The organism is Pseudomonas sp. EggHat1, from assembly GCF_014892995.1.
Lineage (GTDB): Bacteria > Pseudomonadota > Gammaproteobacteria > Pseudomonadales > Pseudomonadaceae > Aquipseudomonas > Aquipseudomonas chaetocerotis.
Map to the genome: position 1 here is coordinate 35,749 of NZ_JACKQK010000007.1, position 12,883 is coordinate 48,631.

Annotated in this window: 8 protein-coding genes and 2 pseudogenes; all 10 read right to left on the bottom strand. The window is 63.0% G+C overall.

Going from position 1 to position 12,883, the window contains the following annotated elements:
- Nucleotides 1-48: 48 nt before the first annotated feature.
- A complete protein-coding gene (gene gloA, locus INS93_RS12830; protein ID WP_192982493.1) occupies nucleotides 49-576 on the bottom strand; it encodes a lactoylglutathione lyase in 528 nt (175 codons plus the stop codon).
- A 259-nt stretch (nucleotides 577-835) separates the two neighbouring features.
- Nucleotides 836-1,294: a metallophosphoesterase family protein gene (locus tag INS93_RS12835; RefSeq protein WP_192982496.1), complete on the bottom strand. Its 459-nt coding sequence runs from the start codon at nucleotides 1,292-1,294 to the stop codon at nucleotides 836-838.
- Nucleotides 1,295-1,417: 123 nt separating this feature from the next.
- Complete coding sequence (gene ilvD / locus INS93_RS12840) at nucleotides 1,418-3,256, bottom strand: dihydroxy-acid dehydratase (RefSeq protein WP_192982499.1); 1,839 nt, start codon at nucleotides 3,254-3,256, stop codon at nucleotides 1,418-1,420.
- Between the two features lie 247 nt (nucleotides 3,257-3,503).
- Nucleotides 3,504-3,878 (bottom strand): annotated as a pseudogene (locus tag INS93_RS12845) (MBG domain-containing protein); the annotation flags it as partial.
- A 50-nt stretch (nucleotides 3,879-3,928) separates the two neighbouring features.
- Nucleotides 3,929-4,285, bottom strand: a pseudogene (locus INS93_RS12850) (MBG domain-containing protein); the annotation flags it as partial.
- A 41-nt stretch (nucleotides 4,286-4,326) separates the two neighbouring features.
- On the bottom strand, nucleotides 4,327-7,722 hold the full coding sequence (locus tag INS93_RS12855) for a filamentous hemagglutinin N-terminal domain-containing protein (protein ID WP_192982502.1): 3,396 nt from the start codon (nucleotides 7,720-7,722) through the stop codon (nucleotides 4,327-4,329).
- 77 nt (nucleotides 7,723-7,799) lie between these two features.
- Entirely contained in the window at nucleotides 7,800-9,464 is a 1,665-nt protein-coding gene (locus tag INS93_RS12860) for a ShlB/FhaC/HecB family hemolysin secretion/activation protein (protein ID WP_192982505.1), read from the bottom strand.
- A gap of 123 nt (nucleotides 9,465-9,587) precedes the next feature.
- A complete protein-coding gene (locus INS93_RS12865; RefSeq protein WP_192982508.1) occupies nucleotides 9,588-10,535 on the bottom strand; it encodes an AraC family transcriptional regulator in 948 nt (315 codons plus the stop codon).
- Between the two features lie 121 nt (nucleotides 10,536-10,656).
- Complete coding sequence (locus INS93_RS12870) at nucleotides 10,657-11,511, bottom strand: ABC transporter permease (RefSeq protein WP_160020084.1); 855 nt, start codon at nucleotides 11,509-11,511, stop codon at nucleotides 10,657-10,659.
- Between the two features lie 133 nt (nucleotides 11,512-11,644).
- On the bottom strand, nucleotides 11,645-12,880 hold the full coding sequence (locus INS93_RS12875) for an ABC transporter permease (protein ID WP_192982511.1): 1,236 nt from the start codon (nucleotides 12,878-12,880) through the stop codon (nucleotides 11,645-11,647).
- Between the last annotated feature and the right edge of the window lie 3 nt (nucleotides 12,881-12,883).

Here is a 12,883-nt window from a genome sequence, read left to right on the forward strand (position 1 = left end):
GCTGTCTCTCAGGAGGCAGCCCCTCGTCGGTTTTTGCGGGCGCGAGAATCAGATCACTTCGGTGAACTGGATGATCTCGACCCAGTAACCGTCCGGGTCCTTGATGAAGGCGATGTCACGCATGCGGCCGTCGGTGAGGCGTTTCTGGAAATCCACGCCGAGGTCTTCGAAGCGCTGGCAGGCCGCCTTGATATCCGGCACCGATACGCACAGGTGACCGAAGCCGCGCGGGTCGCTGTTGCCGCTGTGGTAGGAAAATTCCGGGTCTTTCTCGGTGCCGTAGTTGTAGGTCAGCTCCAGTACGCCGGGAATCGACTTGCGCCACTGATGGCGGGCCGCCGAGTCAGCCGGGATTTGTGACTTGTCGTTGATCAAGGCGAGGAAGTACAGACTGAACTCGGCGTCGGGGAAGTCCTTCTTCTCCAGCAAGGTGAAGCCCAGCACGCGGGTGTAGAAATCCAGGGATTTCTGCAGGTCCTTCACGCGGATCATGGTGTGGTTGTAGACGAAGTCGGCGGTGGCGACGTCGGGTTTGGCGGTCACGCCGGCAATGGCGTTGAGCTCGTCGAGGGTCATGGGGTTCTCCATCAGGCGGGGAAAAGGCTGTACCAGCCTAGATGGACTCGATGGGGGCGTTTTTCAAGGGTAGGGTGCGCCGTGCGCACCTGGGCCATTCGCAGTCGCCGATCGGTTGGTAGGGCGGTGGACGGATGAAGCGTCGTCCACCCTACGGTTGGCATCAGCGTGTAGCGCGTAGGGTGGACAATGCTGTTTTGTCCACATTGGGTTGGTATGGCGGTGGACGGATGAAGCGTCGTCCACCCAAGGGCAGGTATCAGACCTGTAGCGTGATCAGCTCGGCCCGGACCTTCTGGCCGTCGATATGCAGGATGCCAACGCCGACGGGCAGCTTGAAGCGCCGTGGCCCGGCGCTGCCGGGGTTGAGGTAGAGCACGCCGTTGCGCTCTTCGTGCAGCGGCTTGTGCGAGTGACCGGCGATTACCACGTCGATGCTTTGCTCAGTCGGGTCGATATTCAGTTGCTTGAGGTCGTGCAGCACATGCAGGGTGATGGCGCCCAAGCGTAGCGTCAGACGCTCGGGGATGGCGTCGGCCCAACTGTCCTGATCATTGTTGCCGCGTACCACCGACAGTGGTGCGATGCGCTCCAGCTCGGCCAGGATGTGCGGCCCGCCGATATCGCCGGCATGGATCAGATGGTCGACGCCTCGCAACAGAGCTAGCGCTTCGGGGCGCAGCAGATTGTGAGTGTCTGCGATCAGGCCGATACGCATGATGAGCTCCTGAGCATGGGTGCAGGAGCCAGCTTGCTGATGATCAGCGCCAGATGCAAAACCTTCCGTCAACAAAAAGCCCGGCAAACCAGGCCGGGCTTTTGCTGTAGCAAGGTTGACGAATCAGCCGTCCAGCATGGCCTTGTTGCGCACCGCGCCCTTGTCGGCGCTGGTGGCGAGTAGGGCGTAGGCCTTGAGCGCGGTGGTCACCTTGCGGGTGCGCGGTGCGGCCGGCTTCCAGCCTTTCTTGTCCTGCTCGGCGCGGCGGGTGGCCAGTTCGTCATCGCTCACCAGCAGGTTGATGCTGCGGTTGGGGATGTCGATCAGTACTTTGTCACCGTCCTGTACCAGGCCGATGGCGCCGCCTGCGGCAGCTTCCGGCGAAGCGTGGCCGATGGACAGGCCGCTGGTACCGCCGGAGAAACGACCGTCGGTGAGCAGGGCGCAGGCCTTGCCCAGTCCCTTGGACTTCAGGTAGCTGGTCGGATAGAGCATCTCCTGCATGCCCGGGCCGCCTTTCGGACCTTCGTAGCGGATGATGACGATGTCACCTTCCTTCACTTCGTCGGCGAGGATGCCCTTGACCGCGCTGTCCTGGCTTTCGAAGACCTTGGCGGTGCCTTCGAAGACGTGGATGGATTCGTCCACGCCCGCAGTTTTGACCACGCAGCCATCGAGGGCGATGTTGCCGTACAGCACCGCAAGTCCACCCTCTTGGGAATAAGCGTGCTCGACGCTACGAATGCAACCATTCTCGCGGTCGTCATCCAGGCTGTCCCAGCGGGTGCTCTGGCTGAACGCGGTCTGGCTGGGGATTCCGGCCGGGCCTGCCTTGAAGAAGTGATGAACCGCCTCGTCCTGGGTCTGGGTGATATCCCATTGGGCGATGGCTTCGGCCATGTTCGGGCTGTGCACGGTGTGGGCGTCGGTGTGCAGCAGGCCGCCACGTGCCAGCTCGCCGAGAATGGAGAAGATGCCGCCGGCGCGGTGCACGTCTTCCATGTGGTACTTCTGGATGTTCGGCGCGACTTTGCACAGCTGCGGCACCTTGCGCGACAGGCGATCGATGTCGCGCAGGTCGAAGGCGATCTCCGCTTCCTGGGCAGCAGCCAGCAAGTGCAGGATGGTGTTGGTCGAGCCGCCCATGGCGATGTCCAGGGTCATGGCGTTTTCGAACGCCTTGAAGTTGGCGACGTTGCGCGGCAGCACCGACTCGTCGCCTTCGCCGTAGTAGCGTTGGCAGAGTTCGACGGCCAGGCGACCGGCGCGCAGGAACAGCTGTTCACGATCGCTGTGGGTGGCCAGGGTCGAACCGTTGCCTGGCAGCGCCAGACCCAGGGCTTCGACCAGGCAGTTCATCGAGTTGGCGGTGAACATGCCGGAGCAGCTGCCGCAGGTCGGGCAGGCGCTGCGCTCGTACTCGGCGACCTTCTCGTCGGAGGCGCTGGAGTCGGCGGCAATCACCATCGCGTCGACCAGATCCAGGCCATGGTTGGCCAGCTTGGTCTTGCCGGCTTCCATCGGGCCGCCGGAAACGAACACCACCGGGATGTTCAGGCGCAGGGCGGCCATCAGCATGCCGGGGGTGATCTTGTCGCAGTTGCTGATGCAGACGATGGCATCGGCGCAGTGGGCGTTGACCATGTACTCCACGGAGTCGGCGATGATCTCGCGGCTCGGCAGCGAATAGAGCATGCCGTCGTGGCCCATGGCGATGCCGTCGTCGACGGCGATGGTGTTGAATTCCTTGGCCACGCCGCCGTGCTTCTCGATCTCGCGGGCGACCAGTTGGCCCAGGTCCTTCAGATGCACATGGCCCGGCACGAACTGGGTGAAGGAGTTGGCGATGGCGATGATCGGTTTCTTGAAGTCTTCGTCCTTCATCCCAGTGGCGCGCCACAGGGCACGGGCGCCGGCCATGTTGCGGCCGTGGGTGGAGGTCTTCGAGCGGTAGTCAGGCATGACGATGATCCTGCGGCTAATTCGGTTATGTAGGCGGTGAGCGTCGTGGGCGGCAGGTCACCGCGTGTCGTGGGCTGCATGACGAGACGGGATCACCGTTCGCGCGGCCAGGGCTCACAGGCCCGCCGGAGGATGCCTGGCGGGAAATACCTCGATTCTACGCCGCAGCAGGCGCCAGGGGAAAGGCTGCTGACGGTCACCATCGGTGGTGATCCGTCAGATTCGGGGTGGTGGGATGATGCTGCGATCAATTGCCTCGCGACGCGCCGTCAAGGCCCTCCGGTAGTCGGATGCCGCTATCGGCGATTCGATACAGTTCGTCCGGGTTGAGTGAGGGAGTACTCGCCTCGCTATCAGCGTCGCGTTGAATGGCAGCGAGAATATCGGTGTAGGCCTGAGGTATTTCTGCCGCCGGGTTGCTCGGCTGGCCCTGGGATTGGCCGCTGATGGTCAGGGTGCCGTCTATGAAGGTAATGGCGTAGTTGCCGGAGGTCAGGCCATTGGTGCTGATAGCGTAACTGCCGTTGTTGACCGCACCCTGCGCACTACCACCGTAGACCAGCGTGCCGCCAAGCACGCCGACATCCTCGCCATTGACGAAGCCGCTGTAGCTGACGCCGTTGCCGCCAGTGAAGGCGAGGCCATCGTAAGTCTTGCTGGCGTCGTTGGCGGTTACGGTGAGCGCGGCCTTGTCCCAGCGCCGCCGGTGGTGCTGATACCGCTGAGCACGGTTGCTGTTTCACCGTTGACCAAACCGCTGGCGGTGAAGCCGGTAATGCTCTGCTGTTGGCCGTTGTAGGTCACCTGACCGCTATTGGCGGTGATGGTAGCTTGGGCCTTACCGACATTCAGGCCACCTGTGGTGTAGCTGATGGCGTAGTTGTCGGCGCTCAGGCCGCTGACGCTGAGGTCATAGTTGCCGGCGTTGACCGCGCCCTGTGCGCTACCACCGTAGACCAGCGTGCCGCCAAGCACGCCGACATCCTCGCCATTGACGAAGCCGCTGTAGCTGACGCCGTTGCCGCCAGTGAAGGCGAGGCCATCGTAAGTCTTGCTGGCGTCGTTGGCGGTTACGGTGAGCGCGGCCTTGTCAGCCCCCCATTGGTGGTGCTGTAGCTGCCGGCATTCTGCGAGGCGCTGGAGTAGGTCAGGCTACCAAGCAGCAGATCATCATCCAGGGTAGTGCCAAGATCCGTTGTATAGCCACTGGTGCCGCTGCTCTGGCCATCGTAGGTTTTATTGCCGATGTCCGTCGCCGTGATGGTCACGCTTTGCATGAAACTGCGCAGCAGCGGTGCAGTTTGCCCTTCATAGATCCTCCACACTGCATTGCTGCCGCCGCTGGTGGCCAGGTTCCAGGTGGCATAGTTGGAGGCGTCGCGTAACGCCGTGCTGTCCAGGCCGCGTAGATTCTCCACGGTCGCAGAGCCACCAATGGTTCCCGCGCCGGGGCCGCTGAAGGTATCGGTATTCCAGAACGAGTCCACTACGCGTCCGGTTCCTACATCGCCTACCAGCCCCCCTACGGAGGTCACTCCGCTCACGCCGCCGGTGGCGTAGGTATATTCGATCAAGCCGCCGGCATACCCGGCCAGACCGCCTACATACTGTGTGCCCTGCACCTGGCCGGTGGCGTAGGCGTTGCGGATGGTGCCGATGTTGGTACCGATGAGGCCGCCGGCAAACACGACTCCGTTGACGCTGCCCGTGGCATAGGCGTTTTCCACCAGGCCCCAGTTTTCACCGGTCAGTCCACCCACGACGTTCTCCGCGCCGCTGACATTGCCGGTGGCATAACTGTTGCGAATGATGCCGTTGTCCCGGTTGCGTGCCACCAAGCCACCCGCTCCTCGCTCAGTGGCGCTAATGGTGACGTTGGTATGGAGGTCGCTCAGTATGCCGCCGTAGTTGATGCCTACCAGGCTGGCAGCATTGGACCCGCCATGAACGCTGCCACCCACCATTCCCAGGTCGTGAATCTGCGCCCCGGCTGCTGTCTGCCCGATCAATGCCACTTCGCTTTCGTTTGCACGATTTATCCTGAGGTCGCGAATCAGGTGGCCTTGGCCATCCAGCGAGCCGGTAAAGGGAGTGCTGGAATTGCCCACCGGTTTGAACCCTGCCGCTCCCCAGACATCGCCGTAGTAGCCATTGCCGCCTGCTGCAAGTGCCGCACCGAGATTCAGGTCGGTGCCCAGGCGGTAGTTGGCCGACAGATCCAGTGCCATCAGTTGCAGGGCGTGGGGCGTGAAGAGCGTCGTCGAATACTCGCCGCGCAGCATGGGCCGTGTATCGCCCTCGAACATTACCCAGGTGTCGGTGAAGTCGAAGCCGGCGTAGGTGGCTTGGGTGCGGGCGTTGGTGGAGTCGATGCCAGTGCCGGCAGCGCTGCTTGCTTGGCCGGTCGAATCCATATCCCAGTAGCTGTTGGCTACCGTAGCGCCAGAACCATCAACATTTCCCACCAGCCCTCCAGTGCCGGTCACTCGGCCGCTGGCGTAAGCATTGGTCAATGTGGTGCCTTGCACGGTACTGCCGATCAGCCCACCGATGGCACTGCCCGTACCGGTCACCGCTCCCGTTGCATAGGCGTCCGTGACCGAGGCGGCACGATTGCGACCGATCAAGCCACCGACCTCGCTCCCCCCGCTGACCGTGGCCGTAGAGGAAGACTGGCTGACGACGCCCAGATCGCTCCAGCCCACCAGCCCGCCGACCCTATCGCCCTGAGAGGAGACCTGCCCGGTGACATGGGTATTGGTCAGCGTGCCGGCGCTCAGCCTTGCCACCAGACCACCTACTGTGGCGATGCCCGTGATGGAGACATTGGACAGGGTCATATCGCGGATGGTGGCTCCAGTCAGGCCGAATAGACCGACAGTCGACTCGTTCGGGCGATTGATGACCAGGCTGTCGATGGTGTGCCCTAGGCCGGCAAACGTGCCGTTGAAGCCATCGATAGGAGCGAAGCCGGCTCCAGCGTTCCAGGTACTGGTCGCAGCGGCATCGAGGTCGATGGCGAGGGCGTAGTGGCCGCTTCCCGATATTCCTTGCAGGGCGCCGAGGTCGCGAATCAGGGTGTAGTCGATGCCACCGAGATTCAGTCCGGCATTGCCTCCGGAGAGGGTAATGCGGGCGCCCTGGTTCAGGCTGTAACCATTGCCATAGGCCAACACCAGCGCTGCATTGTCGCCGCTGGCGGTGATGTCCTTGTTGACGTTTATGCGGCCGTGGGCATCGAGCGTCAGCGTGGTATCCGCGCTCCAGCTCACGGCAGCATTGACGTTGATGTCGCCGTTTTCGCTGCCTCCCGCCACGGTCTGTAGCGTGACGCTGGTGTTCTGCAGGTTGGTGCTGAGGGTGGTGGCGCCGATGCCGCTGGTGGTCTGGCTGGCACCGCCAGCGCTGACGGTGAAGTCGGTCGGGTCGATCAGCCAGGTGCCGGTTTGTCCGGTCGTGGCCTTGGTGGTGACGGTCGTGCCTTCGGCGATCTGCACATGGGCGCCGCTGGTGTCGATAAAGCCGCCATTGCCGCCATCCGGCGCGCTGGCATCCAGGGTGCCAGCGACCTGTACCGTACCGCCGTCGAAGTCGCCGAGCAGGACGATCCTGCCTTCCTTCTCGCCCAGGGTGCGGGCCTGGATTACCCCGTCGTTGTTGACCACGGTCTGCAGCAGGGCATCGGCCGCGCTGGCGGTAAGGATGACGTTGCCGCCATCGGCCTGGATCAACTGACGATTTTCCACCAGTGCGTCCTTCACGGCCTTGTCGACCTGCACGTTGAGCAGACCGTCACCTGCGAAGTCGAGGGTGACCCCATTACCGGCGGCCAGGGCCACCGTACCCTGGTTGGCGATGATCACGCCGTTGTTGCTTACCGCGCCACCGAGCAAGGCGACGCTGCCGCCGTCGGCGGCGGTGATGCGCCCATCGTTGATGATCGAAGCGTTGCTGCCGTCGCCCTTGAAGGCATAGTTGCCCGCTTCGAAATCGCTCACTGACAGATCCAGCGTGGAGGCCACCAGGCCGCCAACGTTGACCTGCGCCCCGGCGCCGAATAGCACCCCGTTGGGATTGATGATGAACACCCGACCGTTGGCATCGAGCTGGCCCATGATTTTCGAGCCGTCGGCGCCGAGCACCCGGTTCAGGGCGATCGAGTCGGTGCCGGGTTGATTGAAGGTCACCTTGTTGCCGCCGCCGATATCGAAGCTCTGCCAGTCGATGGCCAGCTTGTTGCTGGCCTGATCGATGACCATCTGCTGACCGTTGGGCTGGCTGATGCTGCCGCTGCCGGAGACCACCTGGCCGCCAGTGGGCAGGTCGGCGGCGAAGGCCGAGCCGGCCAGCACAAGGCTCGCCGCCAATACCGCACCGGCGCCCTTACCACGTTTGCGGGCGTGTTCATGGGCGACGGCCCAGCTGCCCAGGGCGTGGTTCCAGATTAGAGCGTAGCTGCGGTTCATGGGTGTCCCCTTATCAATCGTCTGGCTGCGGAGTGTTGCGTTTCGGCCTGCGGTGTAACCATCAAGGGTTTGCAGCGTTAGAAGAAGCGCACCACCTGCGCCCATACGCGCGGGCTGCGGTCGACATCGCTCTGCGGGTCGCTGTTGCCCAGTTTCCAGGCGGTCACCGCGCTGACCTGCCAGCCGTGGGCCGCCCAGCGTGCGCCCAGGCCAGCACCGGAAAGGCTGCGATGATTCTCGCCGGAGGCCCAGGTGTCCTTGTTCAGGCGCACCTGGCCATGGTCGACGAAGGTGCTGAGCTGCCAGGCGTCGGTCAGCGCATAGCGCAGTTCGAGATTGGCCAGCCAGCCCTGGTCGCCGGAGGCTTCGCCTTGCGGGTAGGCGCGCACGCCGTAGGCGCCGCCCAGGTAGAGCTTTTCCGAACTGTCGAGGTTGCCGTCAGCCCATTGGCCTTGCAGCTGGGTGTACAGGCTGAAGCGCTCGGTCAGGCGCTGCAGGCGTACCAGGCTGGGGTTGAGTTTTTGGAAGCGCCCGGCCGCGCCGGCGGTGAGGTCGTCGATACGTTGCGCAGTGGCATCATCGATGTTCAGGCTGCCCTGGCTCCAGGCCAGGGCGAAGCTGTTGACGCCACCGCCGAGCAGGGTGTCGCGGCTGTTGCCGTTGACCGTCAGGATGACCACGCGCGAGCGTTTCTCGCTCTTCTGGTCGAACAGGGCGATGTCGTCCTGCAGGCGCTTGTCGTCGAATTGAGCCTGGGCATAGAGGCTGAAGTCCCGCGAGCGCACGAGCGGTTGCAGGGCGAAGACGCTGGCTATGCGTGCATTGCCATGTGCATCGAGGTCTTCGAAGTCCTTCGCCAGCTCATAGTCCATGTCCGAATAGGCCACGCCGAGCTGAGTCGACCAGGGGCCGACGGGTAGCTGATAGGCGATGCGGCCGTAGTTCTGCTCCTCGTCCGAACCCATGGCGCGCAGGGTCAAACGGTCACCCAGCCCCAGTGGGCTATTGAGATTGAGTGTGCCGCCGAGGCGGTACTGACCGGTGAAGCGGTTGCCGTAGTTGTCGGCGTCGAGGGAGCCGGACAGTAGCGGTGCGCGCTCGATATTCACCAGCAGGTCGGTGCTGCCGGTACTGGTGCCGGGGCGCAGGGTGGATTTCACCTCGACACCGGGGGTGTCCTGCAGCAGCAACAGGCTGCGTTCGAGCGGCCTGCCCTGCACCGCGTCGCCTGCTTGTAGTGCCGCCAGGGGCGCGAGGGCGCTGCCACTCAAGCCGGCCTGATCATTGATCTGCACCTGGCCGTAGCGGCCTTCGAGCACGGCGATCGTGACTCTGCCGCCGTCGATTTCCTGGGCAGGCAGGTATGCACGTGCCAGCGGGTAACCGCGTTCGCGGTAGAAGCGGGTGATGCGATTGGCGGCACCCTGCAGTTCGCCAAGTGTAAGGGTGCGATCCTTCAGATCATCGAGCAGCGGCAGCAGCTGCTCGTCGGGGATGGCTCTGTTGCCCTCGAGGATGAAGCCTGTGACCCGCAGGCTCGGCCCAGCGCCTTGCACCTGGTCACTGGGTGCGTCGGGCAGATTGAGGTCTATGGATTGCCGCTCGGGTAACTGCAGAGGCTTCTGGTCGAGACCTTGCTGAGTCTGACCGGCGTCCGGTGCTACAGCTGCCAGGGCCGGGTTGGCAAGGGTAATCCCGGCAGCCAGCAAGGCGACGGACAACAGGCTCGTAGCAACACGCATGGCGATCAGCTTCCTTCTGGGAGACGGCTGCCCAGGCCTGAGTGATCTGTGTAGGCCAAAGGCAAAGGTGAAGAATAGGGAGTGTGACGTGGGTGCAGCTTGATAGAACTTGCGGTGTTTACCTCAGCCCTCCAGGCCGAGGGCGATATCCAGGCATTGCGTGGCGTTACCTGACCAGGGGGGCTGGCGATAGAGTTCATACCCGCCTTGAGGAACGAAACGCTCGCCGGAACTTTCCGGCCAGGCGACAGCGAGGGTGCGATAGGCCGCGAATACCTGATTGTATGGGGCTTGATGTTGCAGGCAGGCGTAACGTCCGGCTGGCAGTCTCACTCGGCTCAGTGGGGCGTCACCGATGGGAAGTCCGAGGTCGACCACTGCGCAGTCATAGCGCACCAGGTCGTTAGGGGTAATCTCCGGGTTGTCGGTGATGGCTCCGATGGCCCTGGCGTTATCCAGTGGGTAGCCGATACGTTGCAGTTCTTCGGCAAAGCGCTGCCAATGCTCCACGACTCGCGCATAGCTGCCATAGAAGCGCATGCTCAGCAAGGCCAGATCGGGCAGGTGGATGACCTGCACCTCGGCAGCTCTCCTATATTCCTCGGTGGTGGCGGGGATGCTGGCCTGGCGCGCGAACTGACGGTACTGGGTGGGCGTCAGGTCGAATTGACGATGGAAGGCACGGATGAAAGCCTCATGACTGGAGTAGCCAACGGACAGGGCGATGGAAAGCACCGATTCCGGGTAGATCAACAGGTGAATCGCCGCGCGGTCGAGGCGGGTGCGACGAATGTATTCGCTTGGGCTTTCACCCATCACCTCTCGGAAAAGGCGCTGAAAGTGGAAGGTGCTCAGGCTGGCGCGGGCAGCCAGGCGATCAAGGGAGAGCGGCCGATCCAGGTGAGCTTCAATGTAGCGAATGGCGCGCAGGATGCGCCGGTCTTCCAACACCTGGGGCGGTGGCTTGTCCCGTTCGTAGGGTTTGCGCGGCCCCGCATGCGGGCGTTCGAACAGCAAAGCGCGCTCCTGCTCTGCCAGGCGCTGCTCATGTACGTCTCGGGTTGCATCCATGGTCAGGGCGTGTCGTGCTCGAAGCAGGTGGATAGGCAGGGCGGGCCGCTGATAATAAAGGCGATGAGCTTCGGACGAACAGTGGCGGCGTTCTGCGTGATGCTCGTCCTTCGGGGCGGTATCAGTTCGGAATCTCGATCCCTCGCATCCGCTCGGCGCGGCGGCGCAGCAGTTCGATGGTTACCAGCAACGCGATGGATACCAGGATCAGCAGAGTGGCGATGGCCAGGATGCTCGGGTTGATCTGCTCGCGCAGGCCCGAGAACATCTGCCGCGGAATGGTGCGCTGTTGTGGTCCGGCCATGAACAGGATCACCACCACCTCATCGAAGGAAGTGATGAAGGCGAACAGTGCGCCTGAAATCACGCCGGGGCGGATCAGCGGCATGATCACGTCGAAGAACACGCGTATTGGCGTGGCGCCGAGATTCAGCGCTGCGCGCGCCAGGCTGTAGTCGAAGCCGGTGAGCGTGGCGGTGACAGTGATGATGACGAAGGGCGTGCCGAGCGCCGCGTGGGCCAGGATCACTCCTAGATAGCCGCCGGCCAGGCCGAGGTCTGAGTAAAAAAAGAACATGCCAGCGGCGGTGATGATCAGCGGTACGATCATCGGCGACAGCAGCAGGGCGGTGATGAAGCGGCGAAAGGGCATCTCGTCGCGCGCCAGGCCCACGGCGGCGCAGGTACCCAGAATCGTGGCGAGAATGGTGGAGAGGATGCCGATGAAGAAACTGTTCTTGATCGCCAGTATCCACTTCGGATCGTTGAAGATCTCCTGGTACCAGCGCAGCGAGTAGGCCTCGGGGTCCAGCCTGAGCATGCCTTCGGTGAAGCTGAAGAACGGCTCGGCATTGAACGACAGCGGCACGATCACCAGAATCGGCAGGATCAGGAACAGCAGCACCAGCCAGGAGCTGACCTTGAGCAGCCAACTGCCGAGGTGGTGCCAGAAGCCGTAATAGGCGGGGATTTTCATAGCGCTGAGCCCGGGTTATAGGGACGGCGAGTGCCGCCCGTAGCCTGGATGAAATCCGGGGAGGGATGGGGGCCGGTTTTCCCGGATTGCATCCGGGCTACGCCGTTATGAGGAAATGACGGTACGGACATGTTCATCCCAACTTGATATTGCTGGCGCCGACGAAACGGTCGTACACCCAGTACAGCAACAGGATCAGCCCGAGCAGCAGCGAGCCCAGCGCGGCGGCCAGCTCCCAGTTGTTCGAGCGCTGCATGTGGAAGGCGATGATGTTGCTGATCATCTGCCCGTCGGTACCGCCGACCAGCGCCGGGGTGATGTAGTAGCCCACCGAGATGATGAACACCAGCAGCGCTCCGGCGCTGAGGCCAGGCAAGGTCATCGGGAAGTAGATGCGGGCGAACGCCGGAATGGGTTTGTCGCCGAGGCTCAGCGCCGCGCGCATGTAGCTGGGGTCGATGCCGCGCATCACGCTGTACAGCGGCAGGATCATGAACGGCAGCAGGATATGGGTCATCGCCACCACGGTGGCGAACGAGGTGTAGAGCATCTCGAAGGGCTGACTGATCAGGCCGATGCCCATGAGGAAGGAATTGATCACGCCGTTGGTCTGCAGCAGGGCTATCCACGAGGTGGTGCGCACCAGCAGCGAGGTCCAGAACGGCAGCAGTACCAACACCAGCAGCAGGTTGGCGCGATTCGATGGCAACCCGGCTAGGTAGTAGGCCAGCGGGTAGCCGAGCAGGGCGCAAAGCAGGGTGATGACCAGCGCCATGTTCAGGGTCTTGGTATACAGCTGCAGGTAGATCTGCGTGTCCTGGCGTACCTGGATACCCTCATCGGGGTGCAGCTCCAGGTCCAGGGCAGTCAGGTAGTAGTCGTAGGTGTAGACCTTGCCGGCGCGCTCGATGGCGTACCACAGCTCGGGTTTGCTCCAGTTGCGATGGGCGTCGAGCAGGGTCTTTATGCCTTGGCTCTGTAGCTCTTGCGCATCCAGCCGGCCAACACGGCGGGCGGTGGATTTGACCACGCTGGACATGCCGGTGTACGCACGGTTGAACTCTTCGGAGAGCTTGCCAGACAGGCGTTGCTCGTTAAGACCATGCAGCTCTGTGACGAATACCTGCAGGGTCTTGTCGTCCGGTAGTTGCTTGTGATCGTCCCAGCGCTCGAGTTCGGCCAGGGTCAGTGGAATAAGTTCGGCCACGGTCGGGTGATGCACGCTGCGCCACAGCATGGTACCGATCGGTGCGACGAAAGTGACGATGATGAACAGCAGCAGCGGCACCACGAACAGGAAGGCGGCGAGGCGCTTCTTGCGTCGGGCGCTGGCGGCTTGGCCGGCTTCGCTGGTGGTGAGAGAGGTCAAGAC